General features: G+C 34.7%; 15 protein-coding genes, 1 rRNA gene and 1 pseudogene (1 of these 17 cut by a window edge). 6 read left to right on the top strand and 11 right to left on the bottom strand.

What is annotated here, in order from left to right:
- Positions 1 to 53 precede the first annotated feature (53 nt).
- Positions 54 to 944: an NAD-dependent epimerase/dehydratase family protein gene (locus CEQ83_RS26615; protein WP_014462127.1), complete on the bottom strand. Its 891-nt coding sequence runs from the start codon at positions 942 to 944 to the stop codon at positions 54 to 56.
- A 215-nt stretch (positions 945 to 1,159) separates the two neighbouring features.
- Here CEQ83_RS26615 and CEQ83_RS26610 point away from each other — a divergent pair, with 215 nt between their 5' ends.
- From CEQ83_RS26610 to CEQ83_RS26595, 4 genes are all read left to right on the top strand, one after another.
- Positions 1,160 to 2,383 carry a glycosyltransferase family 4 protein gene (locus CEQ83_RS26610; protein ID WP_049166411.1) on the top strand — a complete coding sequence of 408 codons (1,224 nt, stop codon included), beginning with the start codon at positions 1,160 to 1,162 and terminating at the stop codon, positions 2,381 to 2,383.
- A gap of 114 nt (positions 2,384 to 2,497) precedes the next feature.
- Complete coding sequence (locus tag CEQ83_RS26605; RefSeq protein ID WP_028412738.1) at positions 2,498 to 3,415, top strand: NAD-dependent epimerase/dehydratase family protein; 918 nt, start codon at positions 2,498 to 2,500, stop codon at positions 3,413 to 3,415.
- A 137-nt stretch (positions 3,416 to 3,552) separates the two neighbouring features.
- Positions 3,553 to 4,176, top strand: a complete 624-nt coding sequence (locus CEQ83_RS26600) for a DUF1796 family putative cysteine peptidase (RefSeq protein WP_033580840.1) — start codon at positions 3,553 to 3,555, stop codon at positions 4,174 to 4,176.
- A gap of 309 nt (positions 4,177 to 4,485) precedes the next feature.
- The gene (locus tag CEQ83_RS26595) at positions 4,486 to 4,674 is read left to right on the top strand and encodes an SPOR domain-containing protein (RefSeq protein ID WP_033580839.1); all 189 of its coding nucleotides are present in this window, start codon (positions 4,486 to 4,488) and stop codon (positions 4,672 to 4,674) included.
- A gap of 204 nt (positions 4,675 to 4,878) precedes the next feature.
- Here the strand turns inward: CEQ83_RS26595 and CEQ83_RS26590 are convergent, their stop codons facing one another.
- The 6 genes from CEQ83_RS26590 to CEQ83_RS26565 form a co-directional block, all read right to left on the bottom strand.
- Entirely contained in the window at positions 4,879 to 5,703 is an 825-nt protein-coding gene (locus tag CEQ83_RS26590; RefSeq protein WP_033580838.1) for a dTDP-4-dehydrorhamnose reductase family protein, read from the bottom strand.
- Complete coding sequence (locus CEQ83_RS26585) at positions 5,704 to 6,690, bottom strand: polysaccharide biosynthesis protein (RefSeq protein ID WP_014462133.1); 987 nt, start codon at positions 6,688 to 6,690, stop codon at positions 5,704 to 5,706.
- Positions 6,683 to 7,774, bottom strand: coding sequence for a non-hydrolyzing UDP-N-acetylglucosamine 2-epimerase (gene wecB, locus CEQ83_RS26580; protein ID WP_033580837.1), 1,092 nt, complete (start codon positions 7,772 to 7,774; stop codon positions 6,683 to 6,685). The genes CEQ83_RS26585 and wecB overlap by 8 nt, the downstream gene beginning before the upstream one ends.
- A gap of 403 nt (positions 7,775 to 8,177) precedes the next feature.
- Entirely contained in the window at positions 8,178 to 8,828 is a 651-nt protein-coding gene (locus CEQ83_RS26575) for a DUF1796 family putative cysteine peptidase (RefSeq protein ID WP_309301333.1), read from the bottom strand.
- A gap of 185 nt (positions 8,829 to 9,013) precedes the next feature.
- Positions 9,014 to 9,694 (bottom strand): DUF1796 family putative cysteine peptidase, encoded by a 681-nt coding sequence (locus CEQ83_RS26570; RefSeq protein WP_049166409.1) that lies wholly within the window; start codon positions 9,692 to 9,694, stop codon positions 9,014 to 9,016.
- Positions 9,695 to 9,906: 212 nt separating this feature from the next.
- Positions 9,907 to 11,154, bottom strand: coding sequence for a S8 family peptidase (locus tag CEQ83_RS26565; RefSeq protein WP_033580835.1), 1,248 nt, complete (start codon positions 11,152 to 11,154; stop codon positions 9,907 to 9,909).
- A gap of 567 nt (positions 11,155 to 11,721) precedes the next feature.
- Here CEQ83_RS26565 and hepT point away from each other — a divergent pair.
- Positions 11,722 to 12,125, top strand: a pseudogene (gene hepT, locus CEQ83_RS26560) (type VII toxin-antitoxin system HepT family RNase toxin).
- A 152-nt stretch (positions 12,126 to 12,277) separates the two neighbouring features.
- Here hepT and CEQ83_RS26555 read toward each other — a convergent pair.
- The 4 genes from CEQ83_RS26555 to CEQ83_RS26540 all read right to left on the bottom strand — a co-directional run bounded on the left by CEQ83_RS26555 (position 12,278) and on the right by CEQ83_RS26540 (position 15,106).
- The gene (locus CEQ83_RS26555) at positions 12,278 to 12,466 is read right to left on the bottom strand and encodes a hypothetical protein (RefSeq protein ID WP_014462141.1); all 189 of its coding nucleotides are present in this window, start codon (positions 12,464 to 12,466) and stop codon (positions 12,278 to 12,280) included.
- A gap of 208 nt (positions 12,467 to 12,674) precedes the next feature.
- Entirely contained in the window at positions 12,675 to 12,917 is a 243-nt protein-coding gene (locus tag CEQ83_RS26550) for a hypothetical protein (RefSeq protein ID WP_014462142.1), read from the bottom strand.
- Between the two features lie 72 nt (positions 12,918 to 12,989).
- Positions 12,990 to 13,271 carry a hypothetical protein gene (locus CEQ83_RS26545; protein WP_014462143.1) on the bottom strand — a complete coding sequence of 94 codons (282 nt, stop codon included), beginning with the start codon at positions 13,269 to 13,271 and terminating at the stop codon, positions 12,990 to 12,992.
- Positions 13,272 to 13,765: 494 nt separating this feature from the next.
- Positions 13,766 to 15,106: an FAD-binding oxidoreductase gene (locus tag CEQ83_RS26540; RefSeq protein ID WP_049166408.1), complete on the bottom strand. Its 1,341-nt coding sequence runs from the start codon at positions 15,104 to 15,106 to the stop codon at positions 13,766 to 13,768.
- A gap of 1,029 nt (positions 15,107 to 16,135) precedes the next feature.
- Between CEQ83_RS26540 and CEQ83_RS26535 the strand changes: the two genes are divergently transcribed.
- Positions 16,136 to 16,737 (top strand): 16S ribosomal RNA (locus tag CEQ83_RS26535); it runs 950 nt beyond the window's last position.

Genomic DNA, 16,737 nt, shown 5'->3' with positions numbered 1-16,737 from the left:
AACTCTGATTTTCCATAAAGGTGAATAGGTAATTATAATGACAGAAAGAATCTCTAACGATAAAAGTCAATAATGTCCCGGATAGAAGATTCTAATGTCGTAGTTGGTTGCCAACCCAAGTCAGTTAGTGCTGTAGGGTTTGAAGTAACAAAATTATTTAAAGGACTTTTATCATCCACTTTCACTTGAAATTTAATAGGAGTTATCTTTTTGAAAATATTTATAATATCTTGTAAAGAATTACTTTTTCCAGAAGAGACATTGTATGAACGTCCATTTTCTCCTTTTCTGAGCAGAAAATCATAAGCTCTAACAGCATCTCGTACGTCTAAGAAGTCAAAACGATTATTTAAGTTACTCACCCTCAGATACTTTTCCCCCTCTTCTTTCTCCATAGCTATAATTTTTTTAGCGAAAATGGAACAAACTCCTTTAGAGAAGCCAGGACCTATAAGATTTGATGGTTTAGCGACAACAACATTCATATTGTATTGATTTGACCAAAATTGCGAAATGAGGGTTTGAATGGTCTTACTCAGACCATAGGGGTGATTAAACGTGGCTGGAACCGTTGGATCAAACTGAAGAGCAGAACCTACAATAACAGCTTTACAAGAAGGCATCTCTTTTCTAAGAGCATCAAGTAAGTATGCTGTAGCCATTGCATTTACTTCTAGAGATTGAATGGGATTATCCCAGGATAATCCCACAGCGTTTTGACCTGCCAAATGAAGGAGGTAGTCCGGCTTGGTTATTGAAATTAACTCCTTTACCGACTCATTATTAGATAGATTGCATGTTCTGCGTTTAATTTGCTTATTAGAAAATGAATTCATGTTTGTGATAGCTATGACGTCAAACTCTAATCTTGAAAAATAATCACATGCGTGAAGTCCAGTAAATCCACTAGCACCGGTAATTAGTAACGTAGGTTTCTTATCCAATCACGACACCCCACTCTGAATAATAATCTAATAAATAAAACTTATTATAGATGTATGCTTAAAAAGCTAAATATTTCATCTAATGCTCAACAAGACACGATCCTAAAACATAGAGTGAAAATACAGGCAGAGGTCTATAGCATTAACAAATTCCATGAATACCTATATAGAGAGACTTTTAGAACGTGAATGCTACGGGAAGAGGAGAGAACATAATGAAAATACTGCTTGCTACATTCTGGGAAGTTCCCCATGTAGGTGGAGTTTGGAATTATATGCAGCAATTAAAGCAAGAGCTTGAAGGGTTGGGTCATGAAGTAGATTTACTTGGACATGGACTTGGAAATAAATCAGTTCATATTGTTAATAAAAATATAGAGGTAATTAAAGATGAACTATTATTAGTAGAAGAATTGGAACAACATGAGAAAAATACTCCTATTCTATATAAAGATCCAGTAGTGAAATTTTATGAAAAAGAACGTATTGGTTATACAAGAGGTGTTTCTCGTTTAAATATCAACCAATATGATTTAATTCACACACAAGACGTTGTAGCAACTGCGTGTATTCGTTCCTTAAAGAGTGTAAAAACGCCGGTGGTAGCAACTATACATGGTTGTGTTGCTCACGAGTTAAATCGCTACATCAAAGACATTCTGAAGGCTCCTACAGCTGATATAGCTACTAAATATTTTAATGAACTTGAACATACAGGTGCTATGGCTGCTGATTGTACTATAGTTGCAAATCATTGGTTAAAGGAAATTTTAATTCAGGAATTTAGGGTTAATGAGCATCAACTTAAAGTGTTTCATTACGGATATGATATAGATTCTTTTTTAAAGCGAATGCAAACACCATCTAATGTTCATCCACCAGTTGGTCAACAAGTAATTATTTATACAGGGAGATTAGCTGAAATTAAAGGTATTCATCATCTATTAGAGGCTCTCAGTGAACTCAAAAAAATTAAGAAAGGCTGGGTCTGCTGGATCGTTGGAGATGGAGATCAAAAAGCTGAGTTGAAGGCTCAGAGTAGAGCGCTCGGTTTAGGTAAGAGGGTTTTATTTTTAGGTAATAGAAACGATGTGCCTTCTTTACTCTCTCTTGCTAACATTTTTGTTTTGCCAAGTCTTATAGAGAATCAACCTTTATCAGTTATTGAAGCTCAGATTGCTAAAAAACCAGTAATAGTAAGTGACGCAGGGGGATTACCCGAAATGGTTCAGCATGGATCTACAGGTTTAATTTTCCAGGCAGGTGATGCCACATCGTTATGTGAAAACCTTTATAATTTGCTAATAGATCCAGCATATAGAGGCATGTTAGGAGCCAATGCACAAGAATGGGCTTTAAAACATTGGGATCAGAAAGATGCAGTTCAAAAAGTTCTAGATGTTTATAAAGAGGTGCTTTCACATAAGAGTGAAATGTAAATATATCGAAAAGGAAGCTAAATGTCTTTTTTGGAAATGATTGGGTAGGTAGCTTATACAGGAGCCCTATAGGTGACATATACTATTAAAACTTTAAAGAGGAGAGAATAGTATATGAAGGCTGTAGTAACTGGTGGGGCGGGATTTATTGGTTCCCATCTTGTAGAAGAGCTCATTAGACAAGGCTTTAATGTCCACATAATTGATAACTTAATTTCTGGAAAGTATGATAATATACACCCTCTTGCTACTTTTCATATAGAAGATATATGTAGTGATCAAGCCAAACAAATCATTCTAGATGAAAAGCCTGACGTAGTCTTTCACTTAGCTGCTCAGGCAGATGTTTCACGATCTATCCAATCGCCTCAATATGACGCAGATGTGAACATAAAAGGAACTATAAATTTGCTGGAAGCCTGTAGAGATGCTTCGGTAGGTAAGTTTATATTTGCCTCTACTTCAGCTGTATATGGAAATCTACAAAAGGACTTAATTACTGAACAAGATGCAACTGTGCCAGCTTCTTATTACGGTCTGTCGAAACTAGCTGCTGAATCGTATATACGTCTATTTCATTACTTGTATAATTTACCATATACAATTCTTCGATACGGAAATGTATATGGACCACGGCAAACGCCAAAAGGAGAAGGCGGAGTAGTAGCAGTTTTTTTAGAAAGGTTGAGCAAAGGGCTTTCCTTTAATATTCATGGTGATGGGGAACAGACACGTGATTTTATATATGTAAAAGATATTGTTCAAGCTAATATTGCAGCAATTAAAAAAGGGAACCAAGAGGTTGTTCACGCCAGTACTACAAAGAAAACTTCAGTGAACGATTTATTAAAAAACCTTGAGTATATTCATGGTTCTAATATTGATGTTGTTTATACAGAAGGGAGACCTGGGGATATCAAACATAGTTGTCTCGACAGTGAGAAAGCACAAAAGCTATTAGAATGGTCTTCAAGAGTATCTGTTTTAGAGGGGTTAAAGGAAACATATACTTTCTCTAGAAAAAAAGCTTAGTATTTAAGCTTTTCTACATTTCTTAACTAGTTGTCTATTTTATTAACTATATGCTCATTAGCCCTAACATTTTAGGATAGGCCTGCATTTAATATTGTATAGCCTTGTACAATAAGACCCTTTAAGGAGCAACCCATATGAAACTAGAAGATTTAAAAGGGGCATATAGCGCCATTTTTAGTTTAGGCGATTTATGTTTGACATCTCTTCAACTGAGAGACAATAACTTAAGAAACTTTGCGGGGATTTTAGATTGGGTATCCTCACCGGATTTGAAAAAGGTAAACATGCTTTTGAAAAATCAGTTTGCTGACTTTTTAAACCCGGATAATTTAAGGATAATCCAGTACGTATCTGATTGGGATTTATTAGTGTGGGATGAAATTTATAATATAGGGTTTAACCACGATTTTAAGACTGATAAAAATACACTTTCTCACTTAGGAGGATACGGGGAGGTTAAAGAGAAGTACGATAGAAGAATTCAACGGTTTTTAGAGAATTTATCTACTGGCCAGCGTATTCTGTTTATTAGAACGGAAGCTAATAGTGAAGAAGCTGCAGAGCTTGAGAGCATTTTATCTACTATGATTGAAAGTGACTTTAGCATTCTGATTATTAATCATACGGATGTGAATGATTTAGTTGAAAAAGAATGGTCGCTAAATAAAGTTTGTGCTATTGAATTACCCAATCAAGATAAATGGAACGCTAATAATCATTATTGGAAAAGGATACTTGATGGTGTTTCCCTTTTATAAGTACGTTAGCTCTCCCTTTAATGTATTTATAAAAGGTTATGTTTTTCAAATGATATCCTTAGGAGATTTGAATGGGAAGAAAACTTCCATCATACTTACTTGGTGTATGTACTCACTTGCCTCTTGAAGCTTATTTAATATTTTCTATACATATAACCTCTATACAATACTAATGGACAAGTTGTATTAATTGAAATAGATGCAGTGCAAAAAACTTTTCCTTGCTAATGTTAAGGTGCTTTTCGAGGTGCCTATATAAAAGTCAATGTTAAAAAAATTAATTTGTTAACCAGATAAGGGGGAAAGGGTATGGATTATAAGCAAATAGAGTTGCAACAAGGATACGATATAACTGGAAAGCAACGTTATCGAATTATAACAGGAGCATTTATTGATAAGATTATAGCAGAACAAGTTGCAAAGGAAATAAAAGAACGCTACGGTCTTACTGTATACGTGATACCTGAGCACGTTGAAAAAGCTGAGTCTAATCTCTAATGTAACTTTATTTTCATTGTACTATAAATTAGAATAAGAATAGACAGCTAAACTATTTTTATAGAAATAGTCTAGCTGTCTATTCTTATTCTTGTAGAAGTATACAATGAATTTTATTATCTGTTTATCATAAGCTAGTATGAGAGAAATCATTTTTAGTGTTTCCCATCTTATCATGTTTTTCTTACATATGGTGAGTACTAGTTATTTTGACATCCACTCTTTGAGCTCCATTAACATCTGCTGGTAACTAGGAGTTGGATAACAAAGATCTGTTCGAGTACTAATAATAGTACGATCTAATATTACATCCTCATTAGGAATAATTTTGACATCATCTTTTTTAAAGATATCTTTAATCAATTCTAGTAATGCAAACTTTGATATTTTTTTCGGTGAGTGCAAATGATAGAGTCCGCAAGTATTATTTTCTAAGAAGAAATTAATTGCTTTAGCTAATTCTAACGTTGTTACTCCATTCCACAGTGCCTTTTTATACCCTTTAATTGAGCCCTTTTGTGTCATAAACCATAGGAATAAACCAATGCCATCCTTCTTTAACTCGGGTCCTATTATAGAAGTGCGGATTGTTAAATGTTTTTCGTCAATAATTTCACCTAGCTGTTTAGACTGAGCATATACAGAGGTACCGTCTGGAACATCGTTTTCTGTATAATCTCCTTTTTTTCCTGAAAACACACAATCTGTACTAATATGAATTAATTTTCCTTGATGCCGTTCAACAAATTTAGCTAACTGATGTGGAAGTAGGCTATTTACTTGAAAAGCATGCATTGGATTATGGCTAGCGTGTTCATTTAAAATTCCAATACAGTTAATAAGGACGTCTGGCTTAATAGATTCTATGGTCTCCTCAACATGTTTAAAGTTAGTTACGTCCAAGTAAATAGCCTTTTTATCCTTAGGGTCTCTTGATGTACAGAAAACATCATGGTTTGTATGCTGTATGAAATATCTAGTGATTACATGACCTGCCATTCCTTTTCCACCAAGAATTAGTACTTTCATTTAAATAAACCCGCCTTTCAGCAACATCTCTCTAATTTCTTCTTTACTAATTACTTGTTTACTTGAATCATATTTTTCTAGATTTACTTGAGCATAATTTAAATAATGTTCTTTTAAACCTTCAATATGAATTGGAGGTAGGATAACATAATACTCGTCGTCGTAAGTAACAGTTGTTGCACTTTCGTATTCAGATAACAGAAGCTCGTGAATTTTCTCTCCAGGTCTTACACCTAATATCTCAACTTCAACCTTTTCTTTTCCAGAAGCTTCTATTAACACATTAGCTAAGTCAATAATCCGACAAGTGGGCATTTTCATGACAAAAATTTCTCCACCTAGACTTTCAAATGTGGCTTTGAAAACTAGCTTTATTGCATCCTCTAATGTCAAGAAGAAACGAGTCATCCCAGGATCAGTAATACCGATTTTTCCTTTTTCTTGAATCTGTTTCTTGAATACATGAATAACGCTTCCGTTAGTTCCTAACACATTTCCGCCACGTATACAAACAAATTTAGTTTTAGTATTTAATGTGTTAGCGTGAATGATTAATCTTTCTCCCATTGCTTTAGATAAACCATAAAAATTAGCTGGATTTGACGCTTTATCAGTGGAGATATAAACGACTCTATCTACATCACAGCTTATTGCAGCGTCTATTACATTTTGAGTACCATGTACGTTGGTTTTTAAGGCTTCAATTGGTTGATCTTCACATACCGGAACATGTTTTAAAGCAGCTAAGTGAAAAATATAATTGACGCCTTGGCATGCTTCAATTAGCGCTTCTCTTTCTTTAATGTCTCCAATAATAAAATTCAATTTAGGATGGTTATCAAATTCTTGTTTCATGGTAAATTGATTTGATTCATTCCTCGAAAAAATACGTATTTCTTTAGGGTTATGTGTTAGTAGTTGCTTAACAAGTTCATATCCCCAAGAACCTGTGCCACCTGTTACTAAAATTGTCTTATTATTAAACACCTTTCATTCCTCCTAGTACAACTTTAATTACCTTGTCTGAAACATTTACATCACCATATCCTTCAGGGTAATACCAATTTTTTAATTGGTTCACCATTACATGAACACAAGTCAAGATTTGGTTAGCATCTATTCCTGACAGCATGTTACTTCCACATTGAATGGTTTCTGGTCTTTCAGTTGTTTTACGAATAGTTACCGTAGGAACATAAAACAAACAGCATTCTTCTTGAACTGTTCCGCTGTCTGTTAAGACACAAAAAGCATTTTTTTCTAAATTTACGAAATCGAAAAAACCAAAAGGCTCATGAAATTCTACTAACGGATGGACTTCTAGCAGTGAAATATTTTCTATTCGAGATTTAGTACGAGGATGAATACTACATATTATTCTCTTTTGGTAAAACTCAGCTACCATATTGATGCCTTTCATGATTTCCAACAGTCGATCTTCATGATCTACATTTTCCGCACGATGGGCTGTAACCAGAAAGTAGTCATTTTCTTTTAAGGACAGTTTCTCAAGAATGCTGCTTTTTTTTATAGCAGGTTCATAATGTTTTAAAACTTCGTTAATTGGATTTCCAGAAGTAATAATACGATTTGAGGGGATACCTTCTTTAATTAAATTTTCTTTACTTTGAGGAGTATAGGGTAGATTGAAGCTTGAGATTGCATCGATAATCCGGCGGTTTTTTTCTTCTGGCACTTCTAAATCAAAACAACGGTTTCCAGCCTCCATATGAATGACTGATATACCCATTCTTTCTGCTAGAATTGCGCTTAAACCACTATTAGTATCGCCTAATATTAAAACTTTGTCCGGCTTTTCTTTTAAAAATAGCTGTTCGAGCTCTTTATACATCTTCGATAACTGTTCACCTAATGAGAGCTGCTGATTAGCCAATATATAGTCTGGTTTGCGTATGTTTAACTCTTGAAAAAATACCTCACTTAATGAAGGAGTGAAATTTTGTCCTGTATGCACTAAAACGTGCTGTGAAGCATACTCATCTAACTTTTTAATAATGAGGCTTAAACGTATAATTTCGGGCCTTGTACCCAAAATAGTCATAACTTTCATTCTTTACACACCCTATTCACCTTATTTATAAGCATAATTACCCTCTCCTAATTCGCATTCGGCCCCTTATTTATTAAAATATGCTTTTCCTTTTTTCTTGCTATAGGCTAATCTATTAATCTTCCCAATAAAAAGTGATAAGTCTAAAATAATAAGCCTTCCTCTTTAAATTAATAAGAATGATGGCTGCTTTTTTGTGGTTCAATGTTTAAATCTTTCTCTGTAAGTTCTCTTCTAGGGGCTAAAATCTTATATTTTAGGCCGTCAAGTACGAATATTTAAAGAGTAAATACAGGGGGTTGAAAATCAGAAAAGACCTTGCTTCCTTTTTAAAAAGAAACAAGGTCTTTGGTGCTTAATTTTATTCTTATTACATAAAATTGTATGAAAATAGTTGTGGGAATTACGCCCAAAAATTAGTTATACTTAATCCACTCAGTACATAGTCCCAAACAGCTTCATCATTTGGGTTGTCTAGAGGTACTTGAACTGAACAAATTCCATCAATCGTCCAGTTCATATCTATTACGCCTTTTAATCCATCTAGAGGTTGAAGTAGTAGTATATTAAATGAACCGTTTACTAATTCTGATAATGTGGTCTTTAATTCTATCGCTTCTTCTGGAGTAGCTGCTCCCCATCTAATAAATAAAACAGAGGGGCTATTCCCAATTTTTTCAAAAAATCTCGTGATACGTTGATTAAGCTTTTCTTTATAAGAAGGATACATTACAGTCCAGTCTACATTTGGAATGATAGGGAAATCATGAACAGAAATAATGTTATAATGCATGTCGTGAATAAAATGAGCATTAACTGGTTCTGTTCCACCTTCTTCAGGGAAAATTGCGACTCCGTCATCAAGAAAATGAGCATACCCATCAGTTCGCTGCAGATTTTGGAGGTCCATAAATCCACTAAATCTATTTCTTAACAACCTAGTGACATCAGCAATTGAATTAGATATCATCCAGTCTAAAGGGAATGAAAACCTTCTCCAATTATGCCTTCTTAAATTAAGGGAGGGACCACACCAACTACCTAGCCCTAGCATTAAGTCATAAGATCCTTTAATATCCTGTAAATTCAATATAATCATCCCTTTGTATTTAGCAATTCTATTATAGTAAATGCTAAACCTTGTACATTTGATTGGACAAAGTGACTATATCTTTATAAGAAAGTGTTAGTTAAAAAGACACTGAGGCTAAACGGGAGAGATTTTTACATAACGTCCATTTAGTGACGTAGTAATATTCCATCTAGAACATAGTCCCAAGTCAAAACATTATTTGGATCGAGTGGTACATTGACCATACATACATTATTGATTTCCCAGTCAACTTCGGTAGGAGTCTGTATACCGTCTACGGGATTAAGGATAAGTATTCTAATCTGCGCTTTTGTAAGAGAGGATAAGATTTTTTGTAATTCAGTTGCTTCCTCATATTTAGCTCCCCACCTTATAAACAAAATTGATTTACTGCTCATCATCTTTTTCATAAACCTGTTAACTCTGTAATCAAGGTTTTTTTTGAATTTTGGATACATATCGGTCCAATCTTTATTAGGCACTATAGCAAAATCATGAGCTGAGAAGATATTGTAATAAGTGTCCTGTATAATATAAGATTTAGTTGATTTATATAGATTTTGATGAGGAAATCTAAGCATTTTATCATTAAAATATACATAATCTCCGCTGTCATCTACTAAACTCATATTCTCAATCTGCATAAATCCATTAAACTTATTCTGAAGTAGTCTATTTACATCTGAAAGATACGGAGAATAGCTCCAGTCAAGTGGACTTGAGGTAAAACTTCTCAAATTTAATCGATTCAGTTGTAGTGCAGGATTACAAGCACTACCTAAGCTAATGATTAAATCATATTGCCCTTTAACATCCTGTAAATTCACATTAATTCTCCTATTATTTAAATTTTTATATACACATATTTGATTGGTAGATTTACTTAGAAGACATACATGTACATGGTTATTCAGTAAGTTGCTCTTATAATATAAAAAGCACTGATAATCGGGGTTTCAGCGCTTTTTATACCCTTTATAGACCTGTGTTAAATAAAATTGTTAACACCCGCAATAGATGAATTCTTTAAAGTTTAATGCTAGCGAACTGCTCGATTTGCATTAATTCTTCCATAAGTCCAGTATAATCCTGTACCTGGTACTACATCGCACGTGGATTGAATAGTATTTCTAATTTGGAGATTGGTTTTTCCCTGAGCTGCTAGCAAGGCTGCAAGTCCTGAAACATGAGGGGCAGCCATAGAAGTACCGCTTAGATATGCGTAATAGCTGCCTATATAAGTAGACAAAATTGTTGAACCTGGAGCAGCAACATCTACCCAAGTGCCAAAATTGGAAAAATCAGATTTTTGATCATTGCTATCTGTAGAGGCCACAGCGATTACATTTTGATAAGCAGCTGGGTATGTTGGGGTACTAGAAGCTTCGTTTCCGGCTGCAGCTATAACTACTACTCCTTGGCTCCAAGCGTAATTCACGGCATTCTCTAAAGTGATTGAACTTTGAGTTGAACCTAGGCTCAAATTAATAACTTTTGCTCCTGCATTTGTTGAATAGGTAATTGCATTTGCAATGTTACTCAATAGACCATTTCCACTGTTGTCAAGAGCACGAACGGGTATTATTGATGCTGACGGAGCCATTCCTGCAATGCCTAAACCATTCTCTGTAAGGGCTGCAGCTATGCCTGCTACGTGAGTTCCGTGTCCATTACCGTCGTTAGGAACTAGATTTCCATCTACAAAATTATAGCCAGGCCAAAGCTTAATAGATAGTTCAGGGTGATTTAACTGAATTCCCGTGTCTACAATAGCAATTTTTATATTTCCATTACTAGTAGTAACATCCCAAGCATCTGGGGCTTGTACCTTCTGAGGACCATATTGATAAGGAAAAAAGGGGTCATTCGGGGTATATGAAGCTTTAAATGTATAATCTGGTTCTGCGTATTCTACTTCAGTTAATTCACTATAGCGTTTAATTAAGTCATTAATCTTTTTTTTAGAATGTAAGACCTGAAAATCAAGATCTTTGTTGTGATATATCAGTGTACATTTATTCTTACGATGAATATTTACTTGTTTTTCAAAGCACACATTCTTTTTGAACTTTACAATGATTTGGTTTGAGTTCTGAAAATCATCAGCTGTAAATTCCTTAGTACTAGCGTTGATACGGCGCTTAAATAGTGGTGATGCCTTTTTTATTGGAATGGTTTTTAGGTTTTTGACTGATTGTTGTTTTAAAATCTTAATAATATATTTCACTGCATAAAACAACAGGATAACAACAGAAACTGATAAAGTAGTAGTTAATAAATGAAGCATTTGTTCCCTCCTAGAAATCGCACTCTTTATAGAGTATTCACGATGCATTAAAAGGGCTTGGACAGAGTCTTTATTTAAACAAATAATTGTGTATTTTAAGAGAGTTATTAAAAGTGAAAAGTTATCCTATCTGTCATATTACTAATTTATCTTTAGATAATGAGTGTTATGTCTCGCTTTAAAGCACCAAATTTGTAATTAGAAAGAAAGCCACTAGTATATCTAGTGGCTTAGTCTTTAAAAATCGCTAAATTCTTCGAGATCATCGTCATCTAAAGGTCCAGAAACGTGTTCTAAATCTGCAATTTTGCCTTCTTTAATGCCCTGATTTCCTACAGGTTGTTCTACGTCATTTTGTGTATGAGAAAAGCCATTAGCCAAAATTATACGACAGGCATTGTTATTTATTCAGATGATGACACGCTGCGTATGAATGAGCAAATGAAGGCTTTAAAGGTGTGTGCAAAGGTGTGTGCAAAGGTGTACTGCAGAAAGTAGATGAGACTGGGAGTATTTATTTAAAATGATATCATTTTAAATAAAATAAATGTGATTGAAACATGCAATATGTCCTACACGTATACCAGCAAAATTTCCAAAACTTACTGGATTATACGAAACAGGACTCTATTATTTTAAATATACAACGCGCTTGCCAAGCTTTTATTGATTTAGCGATGCACATTGTAGCTGAAGAACGTTTGGGTTTTCCCAAAACGAGCAGAGAAGCTTTTGACATGTAGGAGTCTCAATCTATTATTACAAGCGAGATTGTTTATAGAATGAAAGCTATGGTAGGTTTCAAAAATATTGCTGTTCACGATTATCAAGCCATTAATCAAGATATTCTTCAGCAAATTTTGGACAAACATTTAAGTGATTTTACTACCTATACAAAGCAAATTCTTTATTATGGGCTTTGGAAAGGCATTGGTAAATATAAGATGTATAGAAACTTACATATTATGTAATTAAGTTTGTGTTAGAACCTTTAGGCCTACAATCTTTGTTTTTGTTCTAAATGAATAGTTATATCTCTTAAAGTTGTATCTAATATATATTTAGACAGTAGGGAAGCATACTTTCAAGCTTCCCTACTAAATGCTTGTCCTAATTTAAATAATTAAGCTGTTTGCAGACCTTGGATTTCTTCAGCGTCTAAAACAATCACTCCTGCTGAAGTAGCGAAATAAGCTAAAGATCTTGCCTCATCGAAGCTTGAAAAAATAACGTTATTAATTTGAGTACCGCTTAAAAGTACACTTGCAATCGGTGTGCCAGGATCAAGAATTCTCAAAACCTCTGGAATCATACGCGGTGTCCCCCCTTGCTATACCAAATTAAATACAGATCATATGAATCTATATTTAATTTATTATATGTAAGTTTTAAGCAAAGGCTTGTACTATTTAATCATTTTCATTTAATCTTTTTTTGTGATTGAAAATAAGGACTTTAAGAGGGAATTGTTATATGAAATCTCTTTTAAGCCCTTACATATAATGGAGTTTTCATACTAGCTAAAACTTCATACCGCCATCTATTACAATTATCCTTGAAGAAATTATCTCAGTGTTTGTAAATCCCATTCCTACGTTATAAGCATGAGTAGCTATTTTAGAATTAGGGTTCTTACTGGCTGTTTCTGCTGGGGGATTAATACTTACACTTCTTTTCTTCTTTTTTTGTGGGAAGGACTTGTCTACATAATACATACCATTTTTAAAATTATACTTCATATAATATGTTTGTATTTTAATCACCTTTTCTATACCTCTTATATTTTAGAGGGATCTTGCGAGATATTATTAGAATGGTTTTTTCTTCACTTCTCTTCAAAACTGAACTTTTTTTACTTTAGCATTTTTATTTCTTCTTCCACATTCTTTAACAATTACACCGTCTTGGTTCGCATTTTGTCCCCCATGTTTAGCAACCTGACCGCCCTGATTAGCATTTTGACTGTGGTTACCACTAATCTGTCCTCCAGTTTCTGCATGGTTATAAATATAAATGCTAATATAGGTGCAGTTTTTTTCTCTTTTTTTCTTTTTGTTTTTTGAGCTGCAATTAGATTTTTTATTATGATGAGAATTATTCCTTTCTATTTCGATCACCTCTTTTCTGATAAGTTAGGGAGAAGACGTGAGTAAATTCACTTTTACTCATTAATAGTGTATTCATAGGTAGACAAGCTGCAATATGAAAAAGCCTATATTTGGTAAAAAGAGCCTTTCATATTAGGTCTAGTGGCTGTTGTGATACGAGAGTAAGTACATTTAAATGTACAAGGGGTGTTTTTATTGTTAAAAGATCTAATTGGATGAACATTTCCTTCCTAAGGAAACTACGACTTCTAAAACAGCCTGTTATAAAAGCCAAGGGGGTTTAGGGGTTATATGTAATAGTAAAGCTCTTTTTCATATATTTGGATAAATTTTTTAAGGTGAAAGATTTTTATGTGTGATATACAGGCCATTGTATTGAAGAGATTTCTATACTATATAGGGTTTAAATATAGAAAGAACTATTGCTGCTTTTTTCCGTCAATAGTTCTTTCTATATTAAATATTCAGTTGTATAGGTTGAGGCTTGATTGAATTTTGAGTAATTAACAAGATGGTGGGATGCTTTGAGGGAAATGAAATAAATTTTCAGGATCATATTTAGCCTTTATTTCTCGAAGTCTTGCGAAGTTTGACCCATAATATGCTTTTCCGAACTTTTCAATATTTTGGTCTGGAACATTAACATAGGACCCTTTTACATATGGTTTCATTAGCTGACGTACTTTTTCAACTGATGCAAGATTGGAAGCTTCTTGGGATTTATTTTCCCAACTAGATGTCCATTCTGTATAAAACAATGGACGGCGCCAAAAGAAGGCTGTTTCATTACTTGGTACTCTGCTTAGAGCACCACCCCAATTTATAAAAAAGAAATTGGCTTCTGTACCAGTAGCTTCTTCTAAAAACTTTTTCATAAATGAAATAGGCTCTTCGGACCACAGATCAAGTCCCCAAGCCGATGAAAATTTAACACTCTGATCGGATCTGCCAGGGATTGGTTCGTCAGGGTCTAAGAAATCTATAGCATCTGGATAGGACAATGTTTCTATAACTGTTTGTGTTGGGGTTCCAGCATTTAGTAAAGGCTTTAACAATTTAGTCAGTTCTTTTTTTGAACCTAAGAAAATCCCTTCTGCATGACACAAACCATTTACTTTGCTGTAAATCTCAAGTATGCACCCTAATCGTTCGTCTACAAATGGTGCCCATTCTTGCCAAGTTTTAAATACTGTTTCTAATTGATCCCATGGCCAAATAATATTGAAGACGGTTGCAGTTTTAGGGGCACGGTGAACTTTAAACGTGTATTCGGTATTATATCCAAAGTTCCCACCGCCACCACCTCTAGAAGCCCAAAATAAGTCCTTATTGCAAGATTGGTCTGCTTGAAGAATATGGCCTTTGGCATCTACTGTTTCCAGGGCAAGAAGGTTATCGCTTATAAGGCCAATTGATCGTGAGACTACTCCAAATCCTCCTCCCATCGTAATTCCTCCAATTCCAACAGTGGGGCTATCTCCAAACGGAGCCATAAAGCCTTCTCGAGCTAGCATCTTTACAAGTGGACCCACGTGAATTCCTGTTTGAACCGTTGCAATCTCACTTTTTTTATCAAGGCAAACTCTATTCATGTCACTTACATCAATAACAATTCCGCCATTTACTACTGAAAGGTTCTTATCTAAAGCATGGCGTCCGCTTCTGACACGTAAAGGTACTTTATTTTCCTGAGCCCATTTAATAGCATTACTGACATCGTAAGAATTTTGTGCAAAAACAAAGACAAGAGGATAGACATCAACATAAGGGTTCCAGTTCTTAATCGCTTGTTGATAGCCAGGATCTCCCTTAAAGATGACTCGTCCTGTTAACGGTGTTGACATGTATTTCACTCCCAATAAAGGTTAGATTTCTAATATTAGTATATGTGAAAATAGGACAAACTCTTGGGTGAGTTATCTAGTAACTAAAAAATATATGCCAAGGTTGTTAAAGGTATTGTTTGTAATAAATATGTTTTAGAAAAGAAATTTTTATTATTAGAAAGGTTATGGATTAAGAAAAAAAAGAGGTTGCACCTATTTAGACATGATAAAAATTATTGAACTGAATGATTCTAATTTCTTTGAATGAATTACGTTAATTGAAGATTATGCGATTTAAGGAATTATACTAAGTTTATTTCTATCTGCGTCAATATATTAAGTTAGAAAAATTTCTATGATATTGGACGAGCGTACAAGCTTGTCCTTAGGTTTATACATATAATAAGTAAATGAATATTGAAAAGAGGGACAAAAATGATGCCAAGATGTATACCTGATGTTCCACGTTGTATGCCTAAGATACCGCATTGTCTACCTAAAGTGCCAAACTGTATGCCTAAGATACCAAACTGTGTACCTGACGTTCCAAATTGTGTACCTAATATACCTTGTACTTCTAAAGACTAATCGTTTTTATTTTTTATAGAATAGAGCAATAGTTAATTTAAAGCAAAAAGATTAATCTTTTTGCTTTTTTCTTGTTTCAACATATATTCTGAAGGGTATGGTACCTTAATTAAGTCTCGTTTAAGCTATGGAACACTATTTCATCAAATCTCTTATTTTGGGTTGAGTTATAAATTTTACAACTGAAATATAATCGTTACCAATTCAGGTAGGAGATCAAAATACAACTAAAATAAAAAATAAAAAACTATTGATTTTTAAAAATAAGTGAATTATAATGGTAAAGCGTCGTTAAGAGAGAAAGCGTTGATAACGATTTTTAAAAAAGTTATTGACATTTGTTTAATGGATTGTTATGATATTAAAGTCGCTTAAGGGCGGCGCTTGAACTTTGAAAACTGAACAAAGCGACAAACGTCAACGTTAATTTTTATTTTTTAAATGAGCAAGTCAAACATTTCTTCGGAGAGTTTGATCCTGGCTCAGGATGAACGCTGGCGGCGTGCCTAATACATGCAAGTCGAGCGAACTGATTAGAAGCTTGCTTCTATGACGTTAGCGGCGGACGGGTGAGTAACACGTGGGCAACCTGCCTGTAAGACTGGGATAACTTCGGGAAACCGAAGCTAATACCGGATAGGATCTTCTCCTTCATGGGAGATGATTGAAAGATGGTTTCGGCTATCACTTACAGATGGGCCCGCGGTGCATTAGCTAGTTGGTGAGGTAACGGCTCACCAAGGCAACGATGCATAGCCGACCTGAGAGGGTGATCGGCCACACTGGGACTGAGACACGGCCCAGACTCCTACGGGAGGCAGCAGTAGGGAATCTTCCGCAATGGACGAAAGTCTGACGGAGCAACGCCGCGTGAGTGATGAAGGCTTTCGGGTCGTAAAACTCTGTTGTTAGGGAAGAACAAGTACGAGAGTAACTGCTCGTACCTTGACGGTACCTAACCAGAAAGCCACGGCTAACTACGTGCCAGCAGCCGCGGTAATACGTAGGTGGCAAGCGTTATCCGGAATTATTGGGCGTAAAGCGCGCGCAGGCGGTTTCTT

The organism is Priestia megaterium (assembly GCF_009497655.1).
Lineage (GTDB): Bacteria > Bacillota > Bacilli > Bacillales > Bacillaceae_H > Priestia > Priestia zanthoxyli.
The sequence above is the reverse complement of the archived record's forward strand: the minus strand, read 5'-3'. Positions and strand labels throughout refer to the sequence as shown.